Below are 22,220 nucleotides of genomic sequence, written 5' to 3' on the forward strand. Positions count from 1 at the left end.
AAAATGCTAAGACAGTTTCAGGGGTCAACTGTTGTGGCGGCAAAATCAATTCACCTTCCTCCGGGCGCATTTCCTGGGATCGGATGATACGAATGGGAGCGGGGAACGGAATTCGCGTTGCCCGGCCGCTCGGCACACCGCCGGCCCGATGATCCATCACCGGGAAGCGGCTTGACCAGCGCTGATGCGATCCGGGTGAACGCCGGACGCTCCCACCCACCCTGCGCCCCGACGCAGGAGCAATTGCCGGTGTCCCACCGCGCGTGGAACGAGAAAGAGGAAGAGGAAATGTCGCGAGTCACCCGCAACATGATTCGTTCGATGTTCGCCGCCGGATGCGCGGCCGGCCTGGTCGCGGTGGCCGCGCCGCCGGCCAGCGCCGCGACGTACACCGGATATCTTCAGGGCACCTGCGCGCAGGCCTCGGGCAGCGCCTACCGGCTCCAGATGAAGATCCCGGTGAACGAGCTCAACGTGCCCGTCGTCTACGCCAACGGCGGCACCGGCACGGTCAGCGCCACCACCGCCTTCATGACCATGAACGTCGAGTGGTGCTCGAACGGCAGCTCGGTCACCTACGCCAAGATCGTGTCCAGCAACGCGGACCGGACCAGCGGCGGCGTCAGCACCAACCTCGAACGCAAGAGCTACACCAAGTCCGGCACGCCGCCCACCGCCGTCGGCGGGCCGTACACCCTCGGCACGGCGGCCACCTGGGGGCGCAACTTCTCCGGCACCGTCAGCGGACAGCCGTTCGGCGTCGGCGGATCGCTGACGTTCACACCGGCGAACTTCACCTCGACCATGACGGTCAAGGTGTACCCGACCGACGCCCGGGTCGAGTGCACCGGCACCGCGGTCGGCCACCCGGAGTTCTGCTCCCTCAACTACTGATCCGAACGGCCGCGCGGCGACGCTCCCGACCGGTCGGGGGCGTCACCGCGGGGCGGTACGTGGGGACCGCGTCCATGCCTCTTGTCACGGGCGACCCGTGCGTTCCGCACGGTTTCCCGATGACGGACGCGCCTGGCCCGGTGCGTCCCGCGCCGGCAGGGTCGGGGCATGACGGAGATGACGGTGGGCGTACCCCGGCGGTGGGCCGGCTGGGCGCGGACCCGGCACCTGGCCGGGATGGTCGTGGCGATGGTGGCCGGCATGGTGGTGCTCGGCCCGCTGTGGCGGATCGGCGGGGAACTGCTGGGCGGCGAAGGCGTGCTCGCCCGGCCGGACGTGGGCGCGCTGCTGATGGCCACGGACATGGCGGTGGGCATGGTCGCCTGGATGTGGTACCGGGGCGACGGGTGGACCGCCGCCGGGGAGATGAGCGCGGCCATGTACGCACCGTTCCTGCTCCTCCTCCCGGCCTGGTGGGCGGGGTGGGTCGGGGACGACGTGCTGCTGCTCGGCGGTCACCTGCTGATGCTGCCGGCGATGGCGCTGGTGGCGCTGCGGCACCGGCACCCGGCGACCACGCCGCCCCGCCGGCACCCGGTGGTGGCGGCGGCGGCGCGGCGCTGGCCGGTCGGCCTGGCGCTGCTGATCACCGTCGACATGTGGTTCGCCCCGGGCGTGGTGTCGCCGTGGTCGCTGCTCGTGCTGCCGGCCGGCTACCTGGTCGTCGGCGCGTGGCGACGGCAACTCGGCGACCGGCGGCGGCGCACGGTCCAACTCGTCGGGCTGGCCGTCTGGGGCGGCCTGGCGGCCGTGGCGCTGGCCGCGCCGGCCCACGTCGCCGGCACGCTGGTCGGCCTGGGCTGGCTCGGACACGCCGGCTGGGACCTGTGGCACCACCGCGCCGACCGGGTGGTGCCGCGCGGGTACGCGGAGTGGTGCGGGGCGCTCGACGTGGTGGTGGGGGTGACCACCCTGCTGGCGGTCGCGTCGGGGTGAACCGGCCGGCGCACCGGACCCGGACGGGGTCGCGCGTGGTGCGGGGAACGTTTGCGCCGGTCGCCGCGACCCGCGTCCGGCGGTGATGAAAGGCTTGCCGCATGAGCGCCGCACCGACCCCGACCGAGCCCACCACCCCCGCCGCCGACGAGGACACCGCCGCCTTCGCGGATCTCGGGCTGCGCACCGAACTGCTGGGCGCGCTGTCCGCCCTCGGCTACGAGGAGCCCACGCCGATCCAGAGCGAGGCCATCCCGCCGCTGCTGGCCGGCCGGGACCTGCTCGGGCAGGCGGCGACCGGCACCGGCAAGACGGCCGCGTTCGCGCTGCCGCTGCTGCAGCGGATGCCCACGCCGCGCCCGGACGGCGACCCGGTGTCGCTGGTGCTGGTGCCGACGCGGGAGCTGGCGGTGCAGGTCTCCGAGGCGTTCCACCGCTACGGCAAGGATCTGGGCGCCCGGGTGCTGCCGATCTACGGCGGCCAGCCGATCGGCCGGCAGCTCCGCGCGCTCGACCACGGGGTGGACGTGGTGGTCGCCACGCCCGGGCGCGCGCTCGACCACATCGCCCGGGGCACGCTGCGGCTCGGTTCGCTGGCCACCGTGGTGCTGGACGAGGCGGACGAGATGCTCGACATGGGCTTCGCCGAGGACATCGAGGCGATCCTGGAGCACGCCCCCGAGGGCCGGCAGACGGTGCTCTTCTCGGCCACCATGCCGGCCCGCATCGACGGGCTGGCCCGGCAGCACCTGACCGACCCGGTGCGGATCCGGATCGAACGCGAACGCCAGGTGGCCGGCGAGGCGCCGCGGGTACGGCAGAGCGCCTACATCGTGGCGCGGGCGCACAAGCCGGCCGCGCTGGGCCGGGTGCTGGACGTCGAGTCGCCCACCGCGGCGATCGTGTTCTGCCGCAGCCGGGAGGAGGTGGACCGGCTCACCGAGACGATGAACGGTCGGGGGTACCGGGCCGAGGCGCTGCACGGCGGGATGAGCCAGGAGCAGCGGGACCGGGTGATGGGCCGGCTGCGCTCCGGCACCGCGGACCTGCTGGTCGCCACCGACGTGGCGGCCCGCGGGCTGGACGTCGAGCAGCTCACCCACGTGGTGAACTACGACGTCCCGTCCGCGCCGGAGTCGTACGTGCACCGGATCGGCCGGGTGGGCCGGGCCGGCCGGGAGGGCGTGGCGATCACGCTCGCCGAGCCGCGCGAGCACCGGATGCTGAAGACGATCGAGCGGGTCACCGGCCAGCGGATCACGGTGGACAAGATCCCGACGGTGGCCGACCTGCGGACCCGGCGGTTCGAGCTGACCCAGGCCGCGGTGCGGGAGTCGGTGCTCGAGGACGACCTGGAGCCGTTCCGGGCGGTCGTCGAGTCGCTGACCGACGAGTTCGACCTGATGGAGGTCGCGCTCGCCGCGGTGCGGTTGGCGCACGAGGCCACGCTGCCCGGCACCGCTGACGAGGAGGAGGAGATCCCCCAGGTCGCGGTCCGCGCGAACCGGGAGGGCCGGCCCGGCGCCGAGGGTCGGGACCGGCGCGGTGGCGGCCGGTCCCGCGCCGTCGGCATGACCCAGGTCTTCATCGGGTTGGGCCGCCGGGCCGGGGTACGCCCGCAGGACCTGGTCGGCGCGATCACCGGGGAGACCGGGGTGAGCGGGCGGGACATCGGCTCGATCGAGATCGCCGACCGGTTCTCCCTGGTGGAGGTGCCGCAGGGGATGGCCGACGAGGTGATCCGGGGCCTGCGGGGCAGCACCATCAAGGGTCGCAAGGCCACCGTCCGGCGGGACCGGGACGGTGAGGGCGACGGTGGCGGTGAGCGTCGCTTCGACCCCCGGGACCGGCGCGACCGCAGGTAGCCGGCCCGACGGCGGTCGCCTCCCGCCTTCCGCACCACGAACCCCCGCCGCCCGGCGGGCGACGGGGGTTCGACGGGGCCGGTCAGGCCGCGGTGAGCGGCTGGCCGCCGAGGCTCTGGGCGTCCACCTCGGCCGGACGCAGCGCCAGCGCGAGCACGTCCGCCACGTCGGCGAGGGTGTGCACGGTCAGCGCCTCGCGCACCTCGGCCGGCAGGTCGTCCAGGTCCGGCTCGTTGCGCTTCGGGATGATCACCTCGGTGAGGCCGGCCCGGTGCGCGGCGAGCAGCTTCTGCTTCACGCCGCCGATGGGCAGCACCCGGCCGGAGAGTGTCACCTCGCCGGTCATCCCGAACTCGGGCCGCACCGGCCGGCCGGTGACCAGGGACGCCAGCGCGGTGACCATGGTGATGCCGGCGCTGGGACCGTCCTTCGGCACCGCGCCCGCCGGGAAGTGCACGTGGATCCGCCGCCCGGCGAGGGTGTTCGGGTCGATGCCGAGGCGTCGTCCGTTGGAGCGCAGGTAGGACAGCGCGATGTGCGCCGACTCCTTCATCACGTCCCCGAGCTGACCGGTGAGGGTCAGGCCCGGCTCGCCCTCCATGCTGGTCGCCTCGATGAAGAGCACGTCCCCGCCGGCGCCGGTGACCGCCAGGCCGGTGGCCACGCCGGGCACCGCCGTACGTTCGGCCGACTCCGGGGTGAACTTGGGCCGACCCAGGTAGCGGGCCAGGTTGGCGGTGTCGACGCGGACCGGCGCCGGGTCGGACGCCAACGCGACGGTCACCTTGCGCAGGATCTTCGCCAGGGCCCGTTCGAGCTGCCGGACGCCGGCCTCCCGGGTGTACTCCCCGGCGATCAGCGCCAGCGCCTCGTCGGCGACGGTCACCTCGTCGGCGGTCAGCCCGGCCCGCTGCTGCTGCCGGGGCAGCAGGTGGTCCCGGGCGATGGCCACCTTCTCGTCCTCGGTGTAGCCGTCCAGCGTGACCAGCTCCATCCGGTCCAGCAACGGGCCGGGGATGTTCTCCACCACGTTGGCGGTGGCCAGGAAGAGCACGTCGGACAGGTCGAGGTCGACCTCGAGGTAGTGGTCGCGGAAGGTGTGGTTCTGCGCCGGGTCGAGCACCTCCAGCAGGGCCGCCGCCGGGTCGCCGGCGTAGCCGACGGCCAGCTTGTCGACCTCGTCGAGCAGCACGACCGGGTTCATCGAGCCGGCCTCACGCAGCGCCCGCACGATGCGGCCGGGCAGCGCGCCGACGTAGGTGCGCCGGTGGCCCCGGATCTCGGCCTCGTCCCGCACCCCGCCGAGCGAGACCCGGACGAACGTGCGACCCAGCGCCCGGGCGACCGACTCGCCCAGGCTGGTCTTGCCGACGCCGGGCGGGCCGGCCAGGGCGAGCACCGCGCCGGAGCCGCGTCCGCCGACCACGCCGAGGTTGCGCTCCGCGCGGCGGTTGCGCACCGCGAGGTACTCCAGGATGCGGTCCTTCACGTCGGCCAGGCCGGCGTGGTCCGCGTCGAGCACCGCCCGGGCCGCGGCCAGGTCGGTGTTGTCCTCGGTACGCGTGCTCCACGGCATCTCCAGCACCGTGTCCAGCCAGGTACGGATCCAGCCCGCCTCGGGCGAGGCGTCGCTGGCCCGTTCCAGCTTGCCGACCTCGCGCAGGGCCGCCTCGCGGACCTTGTCCGGCAGGTCGGCGGACTCGACCCGGGCCCGGTAGTCGGCGGAGCCGTCCGGCTCGTCCTCGCCGAGTTCCTTGCGGATCGCGGCGAGCTGCTGCCGGAGCAGGAACTCCCGCTGGGATTTCTCCAGCCCTTCCCGGACGTCGGTGTTGATCTGCTCGGTGACCTCCTGCTCGGCGAGGTGCTCCTTCACCCAGCCGACCAGCAGCTCCAGCCGGGCGGTGACGTCCGGCGCGGCGAGCAGCTCGGTCTTCTGCGTCAGGCTGAGCCAGGGCGCGTAGCCGGCCGAGTCGGCCAGTTCGGAGAGGTCGGTCATCCGCTCCATGGCGTCGATGACCTGCCAGGCGCCGCGCTGCTGGAGCACCGAGGTCATCAGCGCGCGGTACTCGCGGGCCAGTTCCCGGGCCCGGCCGGCCGGCGCGGGTTCGTCGAGGGTGGTCGCCTCGACCCAGAGCGCCGCGCCCGGGCCGGGTACGCCGGAGCCGATGCGGGCACGGGTGATGCCACGCACCACGGCCGCCGGTTCGCCGCTGGGCAGTCGGCCCACCTTCTCGAGGGTGGCGACCACGCCGACCGAGCCGTACTCGCCGTCGATGCGGGGCACCGCCAGCAGCGTCTTGTCGCCGGTGGCGCGGGCCGCGTCGACAGCGGCCTGGGTGGTCGGGTCGAGGGTCACCGGGACGACCATCCCGGGCAGCAGGACGGCGTCGGTCAGGGGAAGTACCGGAAGAGTTGCCATCGAACACCTGCCATCAGTTGGTTGAGCGTGTCTGGCTCAAGTAACAAACCGTGCACCTTGTTCCAGCTTGTGACCCACGCCACGTCCCACCCACTCCGCACCTATTGACGGTCCATCGTTTACCCCGACCCGCCGAATGGAAAGTGTCGGGTATTGTTGCGGAATTACCGCCAGGTAGGTCAAACTCTTAGCCACACCCCGCCCGACACAGGGAGTAATGGCGATGGCAAGGAAAGTAATCACCGTTCTGACGGACGACCTCGACGGCGGAAAGGCCGATCGGACCGTCGAGTTCAGCTTGGACGGCGTGGCCTACACGATCGACGTCTCCGACGAGAACGCGGGCGTCCTGCGTAAAGCGCTGGACCCGTACATCAACGCTGGCCGGCGCATCGGCCGCGGACCCGTCGACGCCGGCCGCGCGGCGCGGCGCCCCACCCGGCCGAGCACCTCGGGAATGGACCGCGAGCAGAACCGCGCCATCCGCGAATGGGCCGCCAAGAACGGCTACGAGATTTCCGAGCGCGGGCGCATCCCGGTCTCCGTGGTGGAGGCGTACAAGAGCCGCTGAGGCTCCCGGTTCACGGTCGGGCGCCACGGGGTCACGCTGGGAATCAGCGGGGCCCCGACCGGCTTTTTTGGTCGACAATTTTCATCCGGCTCGATCGACTCGGCAGCAACTTTCTCGGCGCGCGCACCGCACGGTGCGCCACCTGCCGCACCCAGCCTTTCGTGCTGACCGCAGCGACGACGCGGCCGGCGCTCGGGCCGCCCCCGGGGCCCCGTCGTCGGCACCCGGGGGCCGCCGGACGGTCGGGCGGACAGCGCCGCCGCGCGCTTGCGCGACGGGCGGCGCGCCACCGGCCGCACACCGGGGCGACGGCACCGACGACTCCAGCCCGGTAGGACCACCGACGACGCGGCCCGACCGACCCGGCCGCGAAGCGGCCGGAGCCGCCCGGGCGTACCCGGGCGGCTCCGGCCGTCGGCAAGCGGGTCAGTTGACCTGGATGCGCACCACGTCGATGGCGGGGGTCTGGTTCGCCCGCTCCATCATCGGGATCCGGTGCGAGCCGTCGCCGGCCCAGACCGAGCACTGGGCCAGGCCCGAATCCGGCAGACCCGGGATCTGGATCAGCACGTCGTCCGGCTGGGACCCGCCCCGGCCGTCCTCGGTGGCGACGAAGAAGGCCGGCACGTCCTGCGGGTTCGGGGGCTGCCGGGTGCTGCCGAGCATCCGGCACGCGGTGTGGAAGTGACCACGGACCAGACCCTGGTCGTTGAGCAGCGAACTCTCCAGGTAGTAACCGCCCTGCCCGGCGGCGAGGAAGCGGTCCCGCACCAGGTTCCTCGTGGTGACCCGGAGCGTGAACGGCTGGTTGCGCTGCACCTGGTTGGGGAACTGCGTGATGAGCAGCGACGGGTTGTTCGCCGCGGCGCCGACCTCACCGAACGCGGTGCTCACGCACCGGTTGCCGTTCTGGAAGCCGTTGTGCGCCTCCAACTTGCTGTTGGCGCAGTCCTTGGCCAGCACGTTCAGGCCGTTGTTGCCGCCGTTGTTCTGGCCACCGCCGTTGTTGTTGCCGCCGTTCTGGCCACCGTTGTTGTTGCCACCGTTCTGGCCGCCGGTGTTGCCGCCGTTCTGACCGCCGTTGTTGGCCCCGCCGGTGTTGCCGCCGTTCTGCGCGTTGTCGGCCAGCGCGCACGGGGCGAGCTTGTCCAGCCCCTGCGGACGCTGGCCGCCCCGCCCGATGGCGGTGGCGATCCGGTTCACCGTCGCGGTCCGCTTGTCGGCGAGCGGCCGGAGGATCGCGTTGTTGATGAAGTCGCCGCCGTTGCGGCCGTCCGCCGCGAGACGTCGGTTCGCCTCCGCGATCTGGCTGTCCAGCAGAGCCAGGTTGCGGTCCACCTCGGCGCGCGCCCGGGCGGGCACCTGCGGCAGCTTGCTCTTCACGTCCGGGCAGGTCACGGTCGGGGTGCCGGCGCCCGCGCCGCCCCCCTTGGTCTGCTGGCACTCGGCCGCCGACATCTGGCCGTCACCCCAGTGGTTCCGGACCCAGCGACCGTTCTGCCAGGTCCGGGTGGTGCTGCCCTGGCCGCCCGGCGCGGTCGCGCCCGCACTCGGGGCCACGCAGGACGCCGAGGCCGCGCGGGTGGTCGTCCGCCGGTCCTGGGCGGACGAGATCTGGGTGACGGCGACGATGCCGCCGAAGACCGCGAGCGTGCCGACCACGGCCAGCATCCGCTTGCTCCGCGCGTTACCGGATGACCGGCGCGCCCGTGTGGACCTGCGCATCGAATTGTTCTCCTTCTCGATCCGGTAGTTGACTGGTGATCCCGGCGGAATTCTTCGGGGTGGGATCACTGCGACGTCGGAGCCGCGCGTCAATGGCCGACGGTGCCCTTTCCGCACCGTCTCCGCGCCGTCCGAGCGCGGCGGAAGATCTGCGTCCATTCCCGCTTAGGTACGGAGCGCCGACGGCGAAGGTTCAACCGGAGATCGGAAAAAAATCGGTGGGCCGGCCGGTGGCCGGAGCGGGCCGGTCAGTCGACGCAGAGATGGTCGAACGCGAAGCCGCCGTCGAAGGACTCCCGCCGGGCGGCGAGGCGCCGCACCTGCTCGCGCAGTTCGGTCCGGTCCATCAGGGACGCCTCGTCGGCGGCCGGGTCGCGCAGCTTCTCCCCCAACGCCGTGGCGGCCAGGTCCTCGGCGAGCCGGCCCGGATCCACCCCGCAGGAGAAGTCGCGGGACGTCAGTCGCACCCGCTCCACCCGGCAGCGACCGGGCCGCACCTCGACCCAGCTCCAGCCCTCGGCCGGGCCACCGGACCACCGCACGTGCAGGCCGCGCACGATCGGGTCGGCCAGCCGGCCCGCCACGTACGCCTCGACCGCGGCGGCGCGGGCCACCGCGCCGAGGTCGTTGACCGGGCCGCGTCGGCCGTCCGGCAACCGGCCCACGATGTCGCGGAACCCGACCGTCTCCCCGGCGTCCGGCCCGGTGCCGGCCGCGTAGGCGCGGGCGTCGAGCACGTACTCGACGAACCGGCGAACCTGCTCGCCGCCGAGCGTCGGTGACTCGACACGCAGCAGCGGCAGGCCCACGGCGTCGCAGACCGCGTCGGTCAGCCGCTCGGCGCGGCGGGCCGGCGAACCGTCCGGCGCGGGCGCGGCGAACCGGACGGCGAACCGTGGCCGACCGGTGTCGGCGGCGCACACCACCAGGTCGAGGACGGCCCGGCCGGCGGTGCTCCACTGGCTGCCGGTGACGCCGGGCGGCCGGCCCTGGACCAGCTCACCGAGACGTCGGTCGGCGTACCCGACGTGGCCGGCGCGGGCCAGCCGCGCCGGCGTGGCGGTCGGGATCGGCCGCAGCCAGGAGGCGGCCACGCTGCCGGTGCTGGTCATCTCGCACAATCCGTCCGTCGCTCGGTCGACGTCCGAGTGTATGGCGTCGATCATGGCGGTCGCTTCGGCGGTGCGGCGGAATCCGGGCACCCCGTCGGGCGGTGCGCCGTCGGGGTCGGCCCTCTAGGCTCGGCGGGTGCACAGCGGACGGACCCCGGAGCGATTCACCAAACGCAGCCTCGTCGCCGTATCCCACGCCATCGAACGAGCGGCGCTGGCCGAGGCGGAGGACGGCCCGCTCGTCGTGTTCGCGCTGTTCCAGCGGCTGCCGTACTTCGCCCGGGAACGGGAGATCTACCGGCGGATCGCCGACCGGGCCGCCGCCACGGTGGTCGCCATGGTCGGCGGCCCGCCACCGGACCTGCCCGACCGGGTGTACGGGGTGGCGTTGGACGAGGCGGAGGAGCTGGCGCGGGAGTGGAGCGTGGTGGCGCTGACCCCACGCTTCGGCGGCACGCTGGTGGCGTACGACCGGGCCGAGGTCGCGCCCGCGCCGACGCTGGAGGCCGGCCGGCTCTTCGACGGTCGCTGGGGGTTCCGCCGCGACGCGGCGCTGCACGAGGTCATCCGGCTGCGCGAACAGCTCGCCGAGCGGCTGCCCGGCCCGGCCCGGACCGCGCTGGACGAGGCGGTCGCCCGGGTCCGGGACATCCCGGCCGGGCCGGGCGAGTCCCGGGCCGAGGCGGCGCTACGGCTGCTGGCCCGGCGCGGCGACCGGAACGCCCGACCGGTCGAGCCGACGGACGGGATGCTCGACGAGCCCGCCCTGCGCCGGTGGACCGGCACGGACGGGGTGACCGCCTCCGGCACGCTGCCGGTGGCGCTGGTCGGCCTGCGGGTCGACGAGCCGGCCGGCGCGCCGGAACGCTTCGGCCGACGCAGCACCGCCCGGGAGGGCCAGGCCGTGCTCGGCGCGGTCACCGGCGTGCTGCGGCCGGTGGACCGGGCGGTACGCGTCGCCGACAACGAGTTCCACCTCGTCCTGCCCGCGCTCTCCGAACCGGAGGCGTTGGCCGTGGTGGGCCGGCTGCACGAGGCGATCTCGGCGCTGGCGCGGTCGTACCCGTTCGTCGCGTACACGATGCACGCGGCGGTCGCGGTGACCACCCGACGGCCGCTGCCGACGGACGACCTGCGGGCCGCCGTGGAGTGGGCGGTGCGGGAGGGGGTGCCGGTGGCGGGTCTGCCGCCGGAGCCCGCCCCGGCCGGCGTCCGCTGACCGGTCGTCCGCCCGCCACGCTCACGCCACGGGCGCCGGAACGAGGGGAGCACGTCGTGCGGGTGGTGTCGCTGGTGCCGTCGCTGACCGAGGCGGTCGCGGCGACCCGGCCGGAGGTGCTGGTCGGCGCCACGGACTGGTGCACGCACCCGGCCGGGCTGGACGTCGCCCGCGTCGGCGGGACGAAGTATCCCGACCTGGAACGCGTCCTCGACCTCGCGCCCGATCTGGTGCTGCTCAACGAGGAGGAGAACCGGCTGGCCGACGCGGAGGCGCTGCGCGCGGCCGGGGTGCCGGTGCGGGTCACCTTCCCGCGTACCGTGCCGGAGGCGCTCGACCAGCTCGGCGCGCTGGTCGAGGCGCTCGGCGTGTCGGTCGAACCGTCCTGGCTGGGGGCGGCCCGCCGGGCCTGGGCCGCGCCGCCCGTCCCCGGGCACCTCCGGACCGCGGTGGTGCCGGTGTGGCGCCGCCCGTGGGTGGTGCTGGGCCGGGACACGTTCGCCGGGGACGTGCTGGGTCGGCTCGGCGTGGCCAACGCCTGGGCCGACGACCCCGAACGCTATCCGCGCCCGACCCTCGACGCGCTGCGCGCCCGGTCGCCGGAGCTGGTGGTGCTGCCGGACGAGCCGTACCGGTTCACCGCCGACGACGGGCCGGAGGCGTTCCCCGGGGTGCCGGCGGCGCTGGTCTCCGGCCGGCACCTCACCTGGTACGGCCCGTCGCTGGCCGAGGCGCCGGCACTGCTCGCCGCGCAGCTCGCCACGCCGGTCTGAGGCGGCGACCCGGTCAGGCGACCGGGGTGGCGTGCACCGGGTCCAGCTCCATCAGCGTGGTGTCGTCCACGTCGTACGCCACGGCGTTGTGCACCGCGACCACGCCGGCGACCTGACCGGCCAGCCGGCCGGCGAGTTCGACGGCGCTGCGCCGGTCCAGCCGTCCGTCCAGGGTGACCTCACCGCCGCGGACCTGGACCGTGACCAGGCCGTCCCGGACGGCGAGCACCCGACGCAGCACCTCCTGGACCACGTCCTCGCGGATCTCCGCGTCGCTGCGCAGGTGCACCCGGAGCAGGTCGCCGCGGGTCACGATGCCGGCCAGCCGGCCGAGGTCGTCGAGGACCGGCAGCCGCTTGACCGCCTCCCGGTCCATCAGCCGGGCCGTGGCCGGCAGTGACGCCCGCTGGTGGGTGGTGACCGCCGGCGCGGTCATCAGGTCCCGGGCCACCAGCGCGCCCGCCTTCTCCCGCGCGGCCCGCCGGCGCCGCCCCTCGAACACCCGGCGCTCCTCGAGGCGGCCGGACCACTCCACCTTGTGCAGCAGATCCGCCTCGGAGATCACGCCGAGCACCCGGTGGAACGAGTCCACCACCGGCACCCCGCTGACCCGCTCCCGCACCAGCACGTCCACCACGTCCCGGTACGGCGTCTCCGTGTCCACCGTCGCGACGTCCCTGGTCATCACGTCGGCCACCTGCCATGTCCTCATCACGACCTCCTCGCACGGGTCCCTCACCGACGACGCTAGGCGGCCCACGGACGGCGCGGCAGGGGCGGCGGACCGGTCCCGGGCGGGTCGACCGGACCGGGTCGGGACGGGACCAACGGCCCGGTCCCGAGGGCCCCGACGGCCCTGCTCCCGGGCACCGCGCGCCGGTGGAATGGAACTGCCACCGGGAAGCGCGGTGCGAGGCACAGAAGGGACGTGGACACCATGACCGCGACAATCGAGCGGACCCCCGCCGACACCATCGCTCCGGCGGTCGAGACCCCCCGCCAGAAGGCCACCCGGTTCGTCTGGGCCGGGCTGCGGATCGCCCTGGGCTGGATCTTCCTCTGGGCGTTCCTGGACAAGATGTTCGGCCTCGGCCACGAGACCCCGGCGAAGAACGCCTGGATCAACGGTGGCAGCCCGACCAAGGGCTTCCTCGGCTTCGGCGTGGCCGGCCCGTTCGAGGGCGTCTACCACGACATCGCCGGCGCGGCCTGGGCGGACTGGCTGTTCATGCTCGGCCTGCTCGGCATCGGCGTGGCCCTGCTGCTCGGCATCGGCATCCGGATCGCCGCCGTCGCCGGTGGGCTGCTCCTGGTGCTGATGTGGACGGCGGTGCTGCCCCCGGAGAACAACCCCGTCATGGACGACCACCTCATCTACGCGGGCCTGCTCGCCGGCCTGGCTCTGGTCGGCGCCGGCAACACCCTCGGCCTCGGCCGGGCCTGGGCGAAGCTCCCCCTGGTCCAGCGCCTCCCCTGGCTGAAGTGAGCGCAGGTCGCCCCCGGGGCGGGCGTCGCCGGCAGGCGGCGCCCGCCCCGTCGTGCGCCCGGCTCCGCCCCGCCGACGCGGCCCGGGTGGGGGGACCGGCGCGTATCGGCCGGTCGCGATCCGGCAGGATCGACGGTGACCACACCGTCAGCACCGAGGAGACCCGCTCATGGAGAAGCCCGAGGTTGGCCCGATCGAGGGCGCGCCGCCCGCCGATCTCGTCGTCGAGGACATCACGGTCGGCGACGGCCCGGAGGCGCACGCCGGCCAACTGGCCAGCGTGCACTACGTGGGCGTGGCCCACTCCACCGGCCGCGAGTTCGACGCGTCGTGGAACCGGGGCGAGACGTTCGAGTTCCCGCTCGGCGGTGGCCAGGTCATCGCCGGCTGGGACCAGGGCGTGATCGGCATGAAGGTGGGCGGCCGGCGGCGGCTCACCATCCCGCCGCACCTGGGCTACGGCGCCCGGGGCGCCGGCGGCGTCATCAAGCCGAACGAGACGCTGGTCTTCGTGGTGGACCTGCTCGGCGTGCGCTGAGCCTCTCCACCGGCCGCCGGGCCGTCGGCGCGATGCCGGCGGCCCGGTCCCGTGGTCAGGCCGCGGCGCAGGCCAGCAGCTCCCGCGCGGGGCCCGACTCGCGCACCGGCACGACCCGGTGCAGGCCGGTCACCCGCAGCACCCGGGCGACCATCGGCGGGGGATCGACGAGCACCAGCTCGCCACCGCGTGCCCGGACCCGCAGGTGCGCGGCGGCCAGCGTGCGCACCCCGGCGGCGGAGAGCAGCCGCACGCCGGACAGGTCGACCCGCACCATCGGCCGCGCCGGCGCGGCCCACAACGCGGACCGGAACGCCGCCACGGTGGCGATGTCGATCTCGCCGACCGGACGCAGCTCGACCACGTGGTCGAGCACCTCCGTCGCCACCTGGAAGCGGTCCTCCGTCATGCCCCGAACCTACCCTCGCCCACCGACAGTTTCCGCTGCTCGGCGCCGGGGTTCCGGGTTGCACCCGGGTGCCGACCCCGAGCCGTCTCAGGGTCATCCCGCAGCCGCTCGCCGGCCCGGGTCGAGCCGCCCGCGGGCAGCGCCCCCGACCACCGTGGGACGGACCGGCGGACCGGACACGCCGCGGCGGACTCCCCCGCGCCGCGTCGGGCGGGCCACAATGAGCCGATGGCCGTTCCCCGCCCGCGCGTCCCCCTGCTGATCCGCCCGGTCCGCGAGCCGGCCACCGTGCCGCCGCCGCTGACCGGGGCCTGGGCCGCCACCGACACCCGGCTGGACCGGGCCGACCTGCTGCCGCTGCCCGAGGGCGGCCACGGCCCCGAGGACGTGGTGATCGACGCCGAGGGACGGGCGGTCAGCGGCGACGAGGACGGCCGGCTCTGGTGGTGGCCGGCCGACGCGCCGGCCGGCACCCGCCCGACGCTGCTCGCCGAGACCGGCGGCCGGCCGCTCGGCATCGAGCTTGACCCGGTCGACAGCGGGCTGCTGGTCTGCGACGCGTACCGGGGACTGCTGCGGGTCGACCCGGCCGGGGCGGTGCACGAGCTGACCGGCACCGCGCCGCCGGTGCATCTGGCCGACAACGCCGCCGTCGCCCGGGACGGCACCGTGTTCTTCACCGACTCGTCCGACCGCTTCCCGCTCTCGCACTGGAAGCGGGACCTGCTGGAGCACCGGCCCAACGGGCGGGTGCTGGCGTACGACAGGCGCACCGGGCGCACCGACGTGGTGGCCGACGGGCTCTACTTCCCGAACGGGCTGGCGCTCACCCCGGACGAGTCGGCGCTGATGCTGGTCGAGACCGCCACCCACCGGCTGCTGCGGGTGGACCTGCCGACCGGCCGGGCCACCGTGCTGACCGACCTGCCGGCGTATCCGGACAATGTCTCCGCCGTCGGCGACGGGACGTACTGGATCGCGCTGCCCAGCCCCCGACTGCCGATCATGGAACGGTTGCTGCCCCACCCCCGGGTCCGGCAGCTCGTCGCGCTGCTGCCCGGGGCGGTGCAGCCGCAGCCGCGCCGCTACGGTCTGGTCGCGCTGGTCGACGGCGCCGGCCGGGTGCTGCGGACGCTGCACGGCCCCGGCGGCGCGTACCCGATGGTGACCGGCGTCCGGCAGCACGGCCGGCAGCTCTGGCTGGGCAGCCTGACCGCGACCGGCGTGGCCCGCGTCGACCTGGACTGAGGTCGACGTGGGCCGGCCCGCGCGGACGCGGGCCGGCCCGTGGCCGTTCCTCCCCCGGTTCAGCCGCCGCTGTTGCTCGCCGACGGGGTGGGCGCGGGCGACGACCCGCCGGCCACCGCGCCCGGGTGCGGCGTCGGGCTCCGCGTGGGCTTCAATCCCGCCGGTACGGGCAGCGCGCTGCCCTTGGCGAACTCGTCCCAGCTCACGTTCCAGGCGGTGAAGCCGTTGCCCTGCTGGAGCTGCACCTCGGTGCCCTTGACGGTCACCAGGTCACCGACCTGCGTGATGCCCATCAGCCAGTCCGCTCCGGCGGCGGACACGTTGGTGCAGCCGTGCGAGGTGTTGTTGTAGCCCTGCTCCCCCTCCGACCAGGGCGCCGAGTGGATGAACTCGCCGCCCCAGGTCAGCCGCTGGGCGTCGTCCACGTCGACCACGTAGCCGCCGTCCGGCTCGCCGCGGGTGTCGAACGTGGTGTGCTCGTGCTTCTCCATGATGACCATGGTGCCGCTGGAACTCGGCGTGCTCGGCTTGCCGAGGCTGACCGGCAGCTTCCTGAGCACCTTGCCGTCCTGGTAGACGGTCATCTGCTTGGTGGTGTTGTCGATGTCGAGCGACACCTGCCGGCCCACCCGGGCGGTGGCCACCCGATCGGCGTCACCCACCGCGTCCTTACCGATCGGCAACCCCTCCAGCGCGCTGCGCACGCTGATCCGGGTTCCGGGCCTCCAGCGGTCCGGCGCCCGGTACTCGGCCTGCTTGCCGTCGGCCATCCACGACCAGGTGCCCGGCTGCGGCGGGTCCGTCCTGACGAACAGCCGGCGCTGCACGTCCGCCCGCGCCTGTTCCGGAATGGGCGGATCGAAACCGAGTACCACCGGCATCGCGGTTCCGTACGTCTGCTTGTCCTGGAGATACAATTCGCTGGTGACGGCCGGTTTGGTGGATTTGGCCATCGTCGTGAACGTCGTCTTCCGCGTCGTGGTCTTCCCGGAATCGCCGCTCACGGTCACCTCGGCCGTGTACGTCCGGGAATTCGCCAGCGGGCGGTCCGGCACCCAACCGGATCCGTCCTCCCGCGCCTGGGCCGGCACCGGGCGGCCCTTGTCGTCGGTCAGCTTGACACCGGTCACCTTGCCGTTGCTGGCCTTCGTGCCCACCTCCGCGCTGATCGGCACGTCGCGGGCCCGGTCGGCCGGCGTCACCGTGACCGACGGCGGGGCCGCCTCGGCCCGCTTCGCCACCGACTTCGGGCCGGCGGTGCACGCGCCGACCGCGAGTGGCGCGACCGCGACAGTCATCGCGAAAAGCGTCAGTCGCCGCCTCACAAACATATTCCGTCCCCCATTTCGGCACCCCCTAGCCCACATTCTGTAGGCCTGTCGTCACGGTGTGGCGCCTTCGGCGGAATTGCTTGGAAACGGCTGCGTGAAATGGGTCGGTGGCGGCCGGATCGGGAGTCGGCGGCCCCGACGACCGGTATCGCCCGTCCCGGGGTGTGGCGCTCCCCCGCGGACGGCCGCAGCACCCGGACCGGGGGCTGCGGCCGTCGGGATCAGACGTTCGCGATCAGCAGGGCGGGGCGTTCGACACAGTCGGCCACGTGGCGCAGGAACCCGCCGGCCACGCCGCCGTCGCAGACCCGGTGGTCGAAGGTGAGGCTGAGCTGGGTCACCTTCCGGACCGCCAACTGCCCGTCGACCACCCAGGGCTTGTCCACGATCCGGCCGACGCCGAGCAGCGCCGCCTCCGGATGGTTGATGATCGGCGTGGAGCCGTCCACCCCGAACACGCCGTAGTTGTTGAGCGTGAACGTCCCGCCGGTCAGCCGGGCCGGGGGCAGCGTGCCGGCGCGGGCCGCCGCCGTGGTCTCGGCCAGCGCGGCGGCCAGCTCGCCGGTGGTGAGTCGCTGGGCGTCGCGCAGCACCGGCACCACCAGGCCCCGGTCGGTCTGCGCGGCGATGCCCAGGTGCACGCCGGCGGACTGCACGATCCGCTGCCCCTCGGTGTCGACGCGTGCGTTGAGCTGCGGATACCGCCGCAGACCGCTGAGGCAGACGCGGGCCAGCAGGGCCAGGATGCTCACCGGCGCGTCCGGGGTGGCGGCGTTGATCGCGGCCCGGGTCTCCAGCAGCCCGGTGGCGTCCACGTCGACCCAGATGGTCACCTCGGGGATCTCCCGGCGGCTGCGGGAGAGCTTGTCGGCGATCACCTTCCGGATGCCGGTGAGCGGGACGACCACGTCGCCGTCGCCGGCCGGGACGAGCCCGACGTGCGCCTCCGGCGCGTCCGGCACGGCCGCCAGCCGGGCGGCCGGTGCGGCCAGCGCCGTCTCCACGTCCGCCCGACGGATCACGCCGCCCGGCCCGGTGCCGCGCACCGACGCCAGATCGATCCCCTGCTCCCGGGCCAGCCGCCGCACGATCGGCGAGATGACCAGCGGCGCCGAGGCCGGATCACCGCGCCGCGCCGGATCGGGCGTCCGGTCCGCCGACCCGGCCGGGACCGACGTGGCGGCCACCGTCAGCGGGTCGGTCCGGGCCGGCGAGCCGGCCGCGAGCGCGGGACCGGGCGCCGCCGGGGCGGGTGCGCCGGGTTCGGGGGCGAGCGCCAGGCGGGGTCGGCGACGCCGCCGGCCCGCACCGCCGTGCCCGGTGCCGTACCCGATCAGGACGTTGCCGGAGCCGGCCCGCTCCTCCTCGCGGTAGGTGGCGTGCGGGTCGGGGGTGCCGCCGCCGTCGAGCGGCGCGATGGTGATCAGCGGCTGGCCGACCGGACGGACCTCACCCGCCGCGCCGTGCAGCGCGACGACCCGGCCGGCGTACGGGCAGGGCACGTCGACGACGGCCTTGGCGGTCTCCACCTCGACCACGCTCTGGTCCACGGTGACCACGTCGCCGACCGCGACCCGCCACTCGACGATCTCCGCCTCGCTGAGCCCCTCACCCAGGTCCGGCAGGAGGAAGTCACGGGTCCCCACACCGGTGCGTTCGCTCATGCCGAACATGCCGGGCATGCCCTCACGGCCCTCGCTCCGCTCGGTGCGTTCACTCATGCCGGGCCGACCGGGCATGCCCTCACGGCCCTCGCTCCGCTCGGTGCGTTCGCTCATGCCGGGCCGACCTGGCATGCCCTCACGGCCCTCGCTCCGCTCGGTGCGTTCGCTCATGCCGCTGCCCACCGGGAGTCGGGCTGGTCGTCCCACTGCAACCGGGCCACGGTGTCCAGCACCCGGTCCACCGAGGGCAGGTGGGTGTGCTCCAGCATCGGCGCCGGGTAGGGGATGTCCAGCCCGGACACCCGCAGCACCGGCGCGTGCAACGCGTGGAAGCAGCGCTCCTGCACCCGGGCGGCGATCTCGGCGCCGACCCCGGCGAAGCCCTGCGCCTCCTGGATCACCACGCAGCGGCCGGTACGGCGCACCGACGCGGTCACCGTGGCGTCGTCGAACGGCACGATGCTGCGCACGTCGACCACCTCCAGGTCCCAGCCCTCCTCGCGGGCCGCCTCGGCGGCGGCCAGCGCCACCGGCACCGCCGGCCCGTACGCGACGAGCGTCGCGTCGGTGCCCGGCCGGCGCACCACGGCGGTGCCGATCGGCGCGGTACGCGCCGGCAGCTCCGCCTCGCCGCTGGAGAAGTAGAGCTTCTTCGGCTCCAGGAACACCACCGGGTCCGGGTCGTCGATCGCGGCGCGCAGCAGCGAGTACGCGTCGTCGACGGTGGCCGGGGTGACCACCTTCAGGCCGGGGGTGTGCGCGTAGTACGCCTCGGACGAGTCGCAGTGGTGCTCCACGCCGCCGATGCCGCCGGCGTACGGGACCCGGATGACGATCGGCACGCTGAGCGCGCCACGGGTGCGGTTGCGCAGCTTCGCCACGTGCGAGGCGATCTGCTCGAACGCCGGGTACGCGAACGCGTCGAACTGCATCTCGACCACCGGCCGCAGCCCGGACATGGCCAGGCCGACCGCGAAACCGACGATGCCGGCCTCGGCGAGCGGGGTGTCGAAGCAGCGCTTGTCGCCGAAGCGGGCCTGCAGCCCGTCGGTGATCCGGAAGACGCCGCCCAACTGGCCGACGTCCTCGCCGAAGACGAGCACCCGCTCGTCGTCGAGCAGCGCGTCGGCGAGCGCGGCGTTGAGCGCCTTCGCCATGGTCACGGTGGCCATCAGGCGTCCCCCTCCTCGTCGCGAGCCGCGGCCAGCTCGGCCCGGACCAGTTCCCGCTGCTCGACGAGCTGCGGCGTCGGCTCGGCGTAGACGTGCTCGAAGAGGCTGAGCGGGTCCACCGTCGGCTGCTCGTCCATCCGGCGGCGCAGCGTGGCGGCGTACGCCTCGGCCTCCTCGGCGACCGCCGCGACCGCGGCGTCGTCGAGCACGCCCCGGGCCCGCAGGTACGCCTCCAGCCGGGCGATCGGGTCGCGGTCGCGCCACGCCTCGACCTCGTCGGCGTCCCGGTAGCGGGTCTGGTCGTCGGCGTTGGTGTGCGGCTCCATCCGGTAGGTGTGCGCCTCGATCAGGTACGGGCCCTTGCCGGCGCGGGCGTGCGCGACGGCCCGGTTCAGCACCGCCAGCACGGCCACCGGGTCGTTGCCGTCGACCTGCTCGCTGGGCACGCCGTAGCCGACGCCCTTGTACGCCAGGCTCGGCGCGGCGGTCTGCCGGGACAGCGGCACGCTGATCGCGTACTTGTTGTTCTGCACCAGGAAGACGACCGGGGCCTTGAACACGGCCGCGAAGTTGATCCCCTCGTGGAAGTCGCCCTCACTGGTGGCGCCGTCGCCGATGAAGGTCAGCGCCACGGTGTCCCGACCCTGGTACGACTCGCCGTAGGCGAGACCCGCGGCGTGCACGCACTGGGTGGCCAGCGGCGTGCACTGCGGCGCGGTGCGGGTGACGGCCGGGTCGTAGCCGCAGTGCCAGTCGCCGCGCAGCAGGGTGAGCACCTCGACCGGGTCGAGGCCACGCGCGGTCAGCGCCATCGACTCCCGGTAGGTGGGGAAGACCCAGTCGGAGTCGCGCAGGGCGAGCACCCCGCCGACCTGGCAGGCCTCCTGGCCACGGGCGGACGGGTAGACGGCGAGCCGCCCCTGCTTGGTCAGCGCGGTGGCCTGGGTGTCGAAGCGGCGGCCGACGACCATCCGCCGGTACATCTCGCGCAGCGTCTCGACCGGCGGCTCCGGGTAGTCGTCGCGGGCCGGCAGCGGGGTGCCGTCCGGGTCCAGCAGCCGAACCGGCTCGGGCTGCGGCAGCAGGCCGGCCGACGGGTCGGGGACGGCCGGGGTGGCCGGCCGGCGGGTACGCGGGGATGCCCTGCGGACCGCCTGGGGTGTGGTCGTCACGGCGGGGACCTCCTGGACGTGTGGTGGACCTATGCTCCTGCCCATGGATGATTGACTCAACATCCGCGCTGAACGCGAGACGAATGGCACGGGAGGGTGAGCCAAGTGAGCCAGGAGACCGGCACCACAGCGGGCGCGACGGGCGGAACGGGACGTTCGGCCGGCCCGCTCGACGAGGTCGACCGGCGGATCCTGCGCGAACTGGTCGCGGACGCCCGACTCTCCATCCGGACGCTTGCCGACCGCGTGCACGTCTCGCGCACCAACGCGTACGCCCGGGTGGAGCGGCTGCTGCGCGACGGCGTGCTGACCGGCTTCACCGCGCGGGTCGCGCCGGAGCCGGCCGGGCTGGGCACCTCGGCGTACATCGCGCTCACCATCGAGCAGAACACCTGGCGGGAGGTCTCCGCCGAGCTGGCCCAGGTGCGCTACATCGAGCACGCGGCGCTGCTCAGCGGCGAGCACGACGTGCTGGCGCTGGTCCGCGCGCCGGACAACGCCACGCTGCGCGACGTGGTGCTGGACCGGGTGCAGAGCATCGCCGGGGTGCTCTCCACCCGCACCTGGCTGGTCTTCGAGGAGTTCGACGGGACACTGAGCCCCTGGGCCTGACGGCTCACCGCTCCGGCGGCGACTCCAGGCCCTCGCGGTCGGCCAGCTCCAGCAGCGGCGCCAACGAGTGCCGCCGACCGTCCAGGCCGGCGTGCGGGTCGCCGCGGTCGGCGAAGCGGGCCGGCATGCTGAGCACGTCGAAATCCTCCGGCCGGGCGTCGTCCAGCTCGGCCCAGTCCAGCGGCGCCGACACCAGCGCCCGCGGCGTGGGCCGGATCGAGTACGCCGACGCCATGGTGTGGTCGCGGGCCATCTGGTTGTAGTCGACGAAGACCGGCCGGTCCCGCTGGTCCCGCCACCAGGTGGTGGTGACCAGGTCCGGTCGCCGGCGTTGCATCTCCCGGCCGAGCGCCAGCACCGCCCGCCGGCACTCGCCGAAGCTCCACCGCGGCTCGATCGACAGGTAGACGTGCAGACCCCGGCCGCCGGTGGTCTTCGGGTACCCCGCCAGGCCCAGCTCGGCGAGGAACGCGCGCACCTCGTGCGCCACCGGCACCACCTGGGCGAACTCCACGCCCGGCATCGGATCCAGGTCGATGCGCAGTTGGTCCGGGTGCTCCACGTCGGCCGTCGACACCGGCCACGGGTGGAACCGCAGCGTGCCCAGGTTCGCCGCCCAGATCACCACCGCCAACTCGCTCGGCGCCACCTCGTCGGCGGTCCGTCCGCTGGGGAACGTGATGTGCGCGGTGCGCACCCAGTCGGGTGCCCCGGCCGGCAGCCGCTTCTGGTAGAACGCGTCGCCCCGGTTGGTCTGCCGGGTGGCGATCGTCGCGCCCTCGAACACGCCGCGCGGCCAGCGTTCCAGCATGGTGGGCCGGTCCCGCAGCGCGCGCAGGACGCCGTCGCCGACGGCGAGGAAATAGCGCACCACGTCCAGCTTGGTCAGCCCGCGCTCGGGAAAGTAGGGCTTGTCCGGGCTGGAGACGCGGACCAGCCGCTCCCCCACCCGGATCTCCTCGGCCGCCGTGGTCGCCATCCCACCCACCGTAGGGCACCGACCGCCGTCGCGCG

General features: G+C 74.1%; 20 protein-coding genes. 10 read left to right on the forward strand and 10 right to left on the reverse strand.

Annotated features, from left to right (window positions below; genetic code table 11):
• Positions 1-288 precede the first annotated feature (288 nt).
• The 3 genes from C8054_RS23475 (at position 289) to C8054_RS23485 (ending at position 3,755) form a co-directional block, all read left to right on the forward strand.
• Entirely contained in the window at positions 289-894 is a 606-nt protein-coding gene (locus tag C8054_RS23475) for a hypothetical protein (RefSeq protein WP_146179956.1), read from the forward strand.
• Positions 895-1,062: 168 nt separating this feature from the next.
• Entirely contained in the window at positions 1,063-1,890 is an 828-nt protein-coding gene (locus C8054_RS23480; protein ID WP_107160230.1) for a hypothetical protein, read from the forward strand.
• 101 nt (positions 1,891-1,991) lie between these two features.
• Positions 1,992-3,755, forward strand: coding sequence for a DEAD/DEAH box helicase (locus tag C8054_RS23485; protein ID WP_107160232.1), 1,764 nt, complete (start codon positions 1,992-1,994; stop codon positions 3,753-3,755).
• Positions 3,756-3,837: 82 nt separating this feature from the next.
• On the opposite strand, the gene lon is transcribed toward C8054_RS23485, so the two are convergent.
• Positions 3,838-6,174 (reverse strand): endopeptidase La, encoded by a 2,337-nt coding sequence (gene lon, locus C8054_RS23490; RefSeq protein ID WP_107160234.1) that lies wholly within the window; start codon positions 6,172-6,174, stop codon positions 3,838-3,840.
• A gap of 223 nt (positions 6,175-6,397) precedes the next feature.
• Here lon and C8054_RS23495 point away from each other — a divergent pair, with 223 nt between their 5' ends.
• Positions 6,398-6,745, forward strand: a complete 348-nt coding sequence (locus C8054_RS23495) for an Lsr2 family protein (protein ID WP_107160371.1) — start codon at positions 6,398-6,400, stop codon at positions 6,743-6,745.
• A gap of 426 nt (positions 6,746-7,171) precedes the next feature.
• On the opposite strand, the gene C8054_RS23500 is transcribed toward C8054_RS23495, so the two are convergent.
• On the reverse strand, positions 7,172-8,470 hold the full coding sequence (locus C8054_RS23500) for a hypothetical protein (RefSeq protein ID WP_233220102.1): 1,299 nt from the start codon (positions 8,468-8,470) through the stop codon (positions 7,172-7,174).
• A 248-nt stretch (positions 8,471-8,718) separates the two neighbouring features.
• Positions 8,719-9,582, reverse strand: coding sequence for a DUF2726 domain-containing protein (locus C8054_RS23505; RefSeq protein WP_107160238.1), 864 nt, complete (start codon positions 9,580-9,582; stop codon positions 8,719-8,721).
• A gap of 136 nt (positions 9,583-9,718) precedes the next feature.
• Between C8054_RS23505 and C8054_RS23510 the strand changes: the two genes are divergently transcribed.
• Both C8054_RS23510 and C8054_RS23515 read left to right on the forward strand, forming a co-directional pair.
• A complete protein-coding gene (locus tag C8054_RS23510) occupies positions 9,719-10,801 on the forward strand; it encodes a DICT sensory domain-containing protein (protein WP_107160241.1) in 1,083 nt (360 codons plus the stop codon).
• 56 nt (positions 10,802-10,857) lie between these two features.
• Positions 10,858-11,574, forward strand: a complete 717-nt coding sequence (locus C8054_RS23515; RefSeq protein WP_107160243.1) for a helical backbone metal receptor — start codon at positions 10,858-10,860, stop codon at positions 11,572-11,574.
• Between the two features lie 13 nt (positions 11,575-11,587).
• Here C8054_RS23515 and C8054_RS23520 read toward each other — a convergent pair whose 3' ends face one another.
• Positions 11,588-12,286 carry a CBS domain-containing protein gene (locus C8054_RS23520; protein WP_107160245.1) on the reverse strand — a complete coding sequence of 233 codons (699 nt, stop codon included), beginning with the start codon at positions 12,284-12,286 and terminating at the stop codon, positions 11,588-11,590.
• A 216-nt stretch (positions 12,287-12,502) separates the two neighbouring features.
• Between C8054_RS23520 and C8054_RS23525 the strand changes: the two genes are divergently transcribed.
• Together C8054_RS23525 and C8054_RS23530 are read left to right on the forward strand one after the other, a co-directional pair.
• Positions 12,503-13,060, forward strand: coding sequence for a DoxX family membrane protein (locus C8054_RS23525; protein ID WP_199199892.1), 558 nt, complete (start codon positions 12,503-12,505; stop codon positions 13,058-13,060).
• A 169-nt stretch (positions 13,061-13,229) separates the two neighbouring features.
• A complete protein-coding gene (locus C8054_RS23530; protein WP_107160247.1) occupies positions 13,230-13,598 on the forward strand; it encodes an FKBP-type peptidyl-prolyl cis-trans isomerase in 369 nt (122 codons plus the stop codon).
• A gap of 55 nt (positions 13,599-13,653) precedes the next feature.
• Here the strand turns inward: C8054_RS23530 and C8054_RS23535 are convergent, their stop codons facing one another.
• Positions 13,654-14,007, reverse strand: coding sequence for an STAS domain-containing protein (locus C8054_RS23535; RefSeq protein WP_107160249.1), 354 nt, complete (start codon positions 14,005-14,007; stop codon positions 13,654-13,656).
• A gap of 228 nt (positions 14,008-14,235) precedes the next feature.
• On the opposite strand from C8054_RS23535, the gene C8054_RS23540 reads away from it, so the two are divergent.
• Entirely contained in the window at positions 14,236-15,255 is a 1,020-nt protein-coding gene (locus C8054_RS23540) for an SMP-30/gluconolactonase/LRE family protein (protein ID WP_107160251.1), read from the forward strand.
• Positions 15,256-15,314: 59 nt separating this feature from the next.
• Here the strand turns inward: C8054_RS23540 and C8054_RS23545 are convergent, their stop codons facing one another.
• The 4 genes from C8054_RS23545 to pdhA form a co-directional block, all read right to left on the reverse strand.
• Positions 15,315-16,586 (reverse strand): Ig-like domain-containing protein, encoded by a 1,272-nt coding sequence (locus C8054_RS23545; RefSeq protein ID WP_199199893.1) that lies wholly within the window; start codon positions 16,584-16,586, stop codon positions 15,315-15,317.
• A 221-nt stretch (positions 16,587-16,807) separates the two neighbouring features.
• Complete coding sequence (locus C8054_RS23550; protein WP_107160376.1) at positions 16,808-18,250, reverse strand: dihydrolipoamide acetyltransferase family protein; 1,443 nt, start codon at positions 18,248-18,250, stop codon at positions 16,808-16,810.
• A gap of 167 nt (positions 18,251-18,417) precedes the next feature.
• Positions 18,418-19,422: an alpha-ketoacid dehydrogenase subunit beta gene (locus tag C8054_RS23555; protein WP_107160256.1), complete on the reverse strand. Its 1,005-nt coding sequence runs from the start codon at positions 19,420-19,422 to the stop codon at positions 18,418-18,420.
• On the reverse strand, positions 19,422-20,627 hold the full coding sequence (gene pdhA, locus C8054_RS23560) for a pyruvate dehydrogenase (acetyl-transferring) E1 component subunit alpha (RefSeq protein ID WP_199199896.1): 1,206 nt from the start codon (positions 20,625-20,627) through the stop codon (positions 19,422-19,424). The genes C8054_RS23555 and pdhA overlap by 1 nt, the downstream gene beginning before the upstream one ends.
• A gap of 72 nt (positions 20,628-20,699) precedes the next feature.
• On the opposite strand from pdhA, the gene C8054_RS23565 reads away from it, so the two are divergent.
• Positions 20,700-21,206 (forward strand): Lrp/AsnC family transcriptional regulator, encoded by a 507-nt coding sequence (locus C8054_RS23565; protein ID WP_107160261.1) that lies wholly within the window; start codon positions 20,700-20,702, stop codon positions 21,204-21,206.
• A gap of 4 nt (positions 21,207-21,210) precedes the next feature.
• Here the strand turns inward: C8054_RS23565 and C8054_RS23570 are convergent, their stop codons facing one another.
• Complete coding sequence (locus C8054_RS23570) at positions 21,211-22,185, reverse strand: DNA polymerase domain-containing protein (RefSeq protein ID WP_107160263.1); 975 nt, start codon at positions 22,183-22,185, stop codon at positions 21,211-21,213.
• Positions 22,186-22,220 lie beyond the last annotated feature (35 nt).

The organism is Micromonospora sp. RP3T, from assembly GCF_003027925.1.
In the GTDB taxonomy this organism is placed as follows: Bacteria; Actinomycetota; Actinomycetes; order Mycobacteriales; family Micromonosporaceae; genus Micromonospora.

Bases quoted from the DNA above. Each gene is read 5' to 3' on its own strand.
- C8054_RS23475 (WP_146179956.1), top strand. From the start codon at position 289: ATGTCGCGAGTCACCCGCAACATGATTCGTTCGATGTTCGCCGCCGGA.
- C8054_RS23480 (WP_107160230.1), top strand. From the start codon at position 1,063: ATGACGGAGATGACGGTGGGCGTACCCCGGCGGTGGGCCGGCTGGGCG.
- C8054_RS23485 (WP_107160232.1), top strand. From the start codon at position 1,992: ATGAGCGCCGCACCGACCCCGACCGAGCCCACCACCCCCGCCGCCGAC.
- lon (WP_107160234.1), bottom strand. From the start codon at position 6,174: ATGGCAACTCTTCCGGTACTTCCCCTGACCGACGCCGTCCTGCTGCCC.
- C8054_RS23495 (WP_107160371.1), top strand. From the start codon at position 6,398: ATGGCAAGGAAAGTAATCACCGTTCTGACGGACGACCTCGACGGCGGA.
- C8054_RS23500 (WP_233220102.1), bottom strand. From the start codon at position 8,470: ATGCGCAGGTCCACACGGGCGCGCCGGTCATCCGGTAACGCGCGGAGC.
- C8054_RS23505 (WP_107160238.1), bottom strand. From the start codon at position 9,582: ATGACCAGCACCGGCAGCGTGGCCGCCTCCTGGCTGCGGCCGATCCCG.
- C8054_RS23520 (WP_107160245.1), bottom strand. From the start codon at position 12,286: ATGAGGACATGGCAGGTGGCCGACGTGATGACCAGGGACGTCGCGACG.
- C8054_RS23530 (WP_107160247.1), top strand. From the start codon at position 13,230: ATGGAGAAGCCCGAGGTTGGCCCGATCGAGGGCGCGCCGCCCGCCGAT.
- C8054_RS23535 (WP_107160249.1), bottom strand. From the start codon at position 14,007: ATGACGGAGGACCGCTTCCAGGTGGCGACGGAGGTGCTCGACCACGTG.
- C8054_RS23540 (WP_107160251.1), top strand. From the start codon at position 14,236: ATGGCCGTTCCCCGCCCGCGCGTCCCCCTGCTGATCCGCCCGGTCCGC.
- C8054_RS23545 (WP_199199893.1), bottom strand. From the start codon at position 16,586: ATGTTTGTGAGGCGGCGACTGACGCTTTTCGCGATGACTGTCGCGGTC.
- C8054_RS23550 (WP_107160376.1), bottom strand. From the start codon at position 18,250: ATGAGCGAACGCACCGGTGTGGGGACCCGTGACTTCCTCCTGCCGGAC.
- C8054_RS23555 (WP_107160256.1), bottom strand. From the start codon at position 19,422: ATGGCCACCGTGACCATGGCGAAGGCGCTCAACGCCGCGCTCGCCGAC.
- C8054_RS23570 (WP_107160263.1), bottom strand. From the start codon at position 22,185: ATGGCGACCACGGCGGCCGAGGAGATCCGGGTGGGGGAGCGGCTGGTC.